This is a genomic window from Methylorubrum podarium (assembly GCF_022179745.1).
Classification (GTDB): domain Bacteria; phylum Pseudomonadota; class Alphaproteobacteria; order Rhizobiales; family Beijerinckiaceae; genus Methylobacterium; species Methylobacterium podarium.
Map to the genome: position 1 here is coordinate 1 of NZ_BPRD01000706.1, position 2,805 is coordinate 2,805.

Consider the following 2,805-nt stretch of genomic DNA (forward strand, 5'->3'; position numbering starts at 1 on the left):
CTCGGCGGTGACCTCCTCGATGCCGGAGACGAGCCGCGCGTCGAGGGACCTGAGCGCTTCGTCGAGGTTAGCCGGTGCCGAATCGGCCGGGGCCGAACCCTGCATGCGCGACTGGACCAGGGCGGCGGCGACGGCCTCCAGCTTCACGAGGCGCTGGGACAGGACGCCGATCTCCTTCGACACGACCTCCTGCGCGGTGGTGAGGGCGGAGAGCCGCCGCCACAGCAGGGCACCGCCGACGATGGCGAGGCCGGCAACGGCGGCGACCGCGGCGAGCGGCACCAGCAGCGCCAGCGGAACGAGGATCAGGACGCCGACGAGGCCGAGGATCCAGGGCGTGCCGCGCGGGCGCATCGTTCGGGGTTTCGGTGTCTTCACCGTCGATCGACGCGCTTCTGTCTGGCGGCCGCGGCCGGGCTTCTCATTCACGGTGCGGCGCGGGTGCCCGCAGGACGTGTGGCTGAAACGCGCCGGCGGGCGTCGATGACGCGCCCGGCTCGTCGTAACCCTAATGTCGCCGAGGCCGTGCTCCGCCGCAAGGCGGTGCGCGGCATTCTCCCGTCGAATCGGCCCGAAGAGGCTGCGCGCTTGCCGGGCGCGTTCCCGGTGCCACATGTGCGATGCCCCGGAGGCCGCCGGAGAGCGGGCACGCAGGAGATGAAGGCGATGGATCAGAGCCCGATCGAGTTGACGATGCGCGTGGAGGGCATGACCTGCGAGGGTTGTGCCGAGGCCGTGCGCCGCACAATCCGTCGCCTCGACCCGCGGGCGGAGGTTTCGGTCGATGTCGGTCACGGCCGGGTCACGGCGACGACGGTCGCGCAGAGCCTCGACGTGGCGCAGGCGCTCACCAAGGCCGGCTACACCGCCACCGCGATGACGGGCTAAGCGCGGGGCGGAAGTTCGCCCGTCCCCTGAAGAAACTTAACGGATCGCATCAAAAAAATCCGAGACGCTTTTCCCCGCTGTTTCGCTCACACTGCGACAATCGGTTTATCGTGGCTGTTTCGTCCGTTACCACGGAAGTACGTGGGCCAACCGCGCGCCGGGCGACGGCCCGACGTGCCGCGAGCCCGGGTCACAAGAAACGACGGTGAGAGAAATGCCCTCAGATATCGAGATCGCCCGCGCGGCGACCCTGAAGCCCATCGCCCAGGTTGCCGAGAAGCTCGGCGTTCCCGACGAGGCGCTTCACAACTACGGCAAACACATCGCCAAGATCGACCACGATTTCATCAAATCGCTGGACGGCAAGCCCGAGGGCAAGCTGGTGCTCGTCACCGCGATCTCGCCGACGCCCGCGGGCGAGGGCAAGACCACGACGACGGTCGGCCTCAGCGACGCGCTCAACCGCATCGGCAAGCGCACCGTGGCCTGCCTGCGCGAGCCCTCGCTCGGCCCCTGCTTCGGCATGAAGGGCGGCGCGGCGGGCGGCGGCAAGGCGCAGGTCGTGCCGATGGAGCAGATCAACCTGCACTTCACCGGCGACTTCCACGCCATCACCTCGGCGCACTCGCTGGCGGCCGCGCTGATCGACAATCACATCTACTGGGCCAACGAGCTCAACATCGACGTGCGCCGCATCCACTGGCGCCGCGTGGTCGACATGAACGACCGGGCGCTGCGCGCCATCAACCAATCGCTCGGCGGCGTCGCCAACGGTTTTCCGCGCGAGGACGGGTTCGACATCACGGTTGCGTCCGAGGTTATGGCGGTGTTCTGCCTCGCGCGTGATCTGGCCGACCTCGAGGAGCGCCTCGGCCGCATCGTCATCGCCGAGACCCGCGACCGCAAGCCGGTGACGCTGGCCGACGTGAAGGCCACCGGCGCCATGACCGTGCTCCTGAAGGACGCGCTCCAGCCGAACCTCGTCCAGACCCTGGAAGGCAACCCGGCGCTGATCCATGGCGGCCCCTTCGCCAACATCGCCCATGGCTGCAACTCGGTGATCGCCACCCAGACCGGCCTGCGGCTGGCCGACTACGTCGTGACCGAAGCCGGTTTCGGCGCCGATCTCGGCGCGGAGAAGTTCATCGACATCAAGTGCCGCCAGACGGGCCTCAAGCCCTCGGCGGTGGTGATCGTCGCGACCGTCCGCGCGCTCAAGATGCATGGCGGCGTCAACAAGAAGGACCTCGCGGGCGAGAACCTCGACGCGCTGGAGAAGGGCTTCGCCAACCTCGAACGCCACGTGAAGAACGTGCGCAGCTTCGGCCTCCCCGTGGTGGTCGGCGTGAACCACTTCTTCCAGGATACGGATGCCGAGCACGCCCGGCTGAAGGACCTGTGCCGCGACCGGCTCCAGGTCGAGGCGATCACCTGCAAGCACTGGGCGGAGGGCGGCGCCGGCGCCGAGGCTCTGGCCCAGGCCGTGGTGACGCTCGCCGAGGGCGAGCAGCAGCCGCTGAGCTTCGTCTACGAGACCGAGACGAAGCTCACCGACAAGATCAAGGCGATCGCGACCAAGCTCTACGGCGCGGCCGACATCCAGATCGAGTCGAAGGCCGCCACCAAGCTCGCTGGCTTCGAGAAGGACGGCTACGGCCATCTGCCGATTTGCATGGCCAAGACGCAGTACTCGTTCTCGACCGACCCGACCCTGATCGGCGCGCCTTCGGGCCACCTCGTCTCGGTGCGCGACGTGCGCCTCTCGGCCGGTGCCGGCTTCGTCGTGGTCATCTGCGGGGAGATCATGACCATGCCGGGCCTGCCCAAGGTGCCGGCGGCGGACAACATCCGGTTGGATGCCAACGGGCAGATCGACGGGCTGTTCTAGTCCGCCGCGTCGCCCTCTCCCCTCTGCGG

Annotated in this window: 2 protein-coding genes and 1 pseudogene; 2 read left to right on the forward strand and 1 reads right to left on the reverse strand. The window is 68.5% G+C overall.

What is annotated here, in order from left to right; genetic code table 11:
* Positions 1-378, reverse strand: a pseudogene (locus tag MFF42_RS26060) (EAL domain-containing protein); the annotation flags it as partial.
* A gap of 288 nt (positions 379-666) precedes the next feature.
* Between MFF42_RS26060 and MFF42_RS26065 the strand changes: the two are divergent.
* Together MFF42_RS26065 and MFF42_RS26070 are read left to right on the forward strand one after the other, a co-directional pair.
* Positions 667-888: a heavy-metal-associated domain-containing protein gene (locus MFF42_RS26065; RefSeq protein WP_238258853.1), complete on the forward strand. Its 222-nt coding sequence runs from the start codon at positions 667-669 to the stop codon at positions 886-888.
* 214 nt (positions 889-1,102) lie between these two features.
* Complete coding sequence (locus MFF42_RS26070; protein ID WP_238258854.1) at positions 1,103-2,776, forward strand: formate--tetrahydrofolate ligase; 1,674 nt, start codon at positions 1,103-1,105, stop codon at positions 2,774-2,776.
* The last annotated feature ends 29 nt before the right edge of the window (positions 2,777-2,805 follow it).

Bases quoted from the DNA above. Each gene is read 5' to 3' on its own strand.
- MFF42_RS26070 (WP_238258854.1), top strand. From the start codon at position 1,103: ATGCCCTCAGATATCGAGATCGCCCGCGCGGCGACCCTGAAGCCCATC.
- MFF42_RS26065 (WP_238258853.1), top strand. From the start codon at position 667: ATGGATCAGAGCCCGATCGAGTTGACGATGCGCGTGGAGGGCATGACC.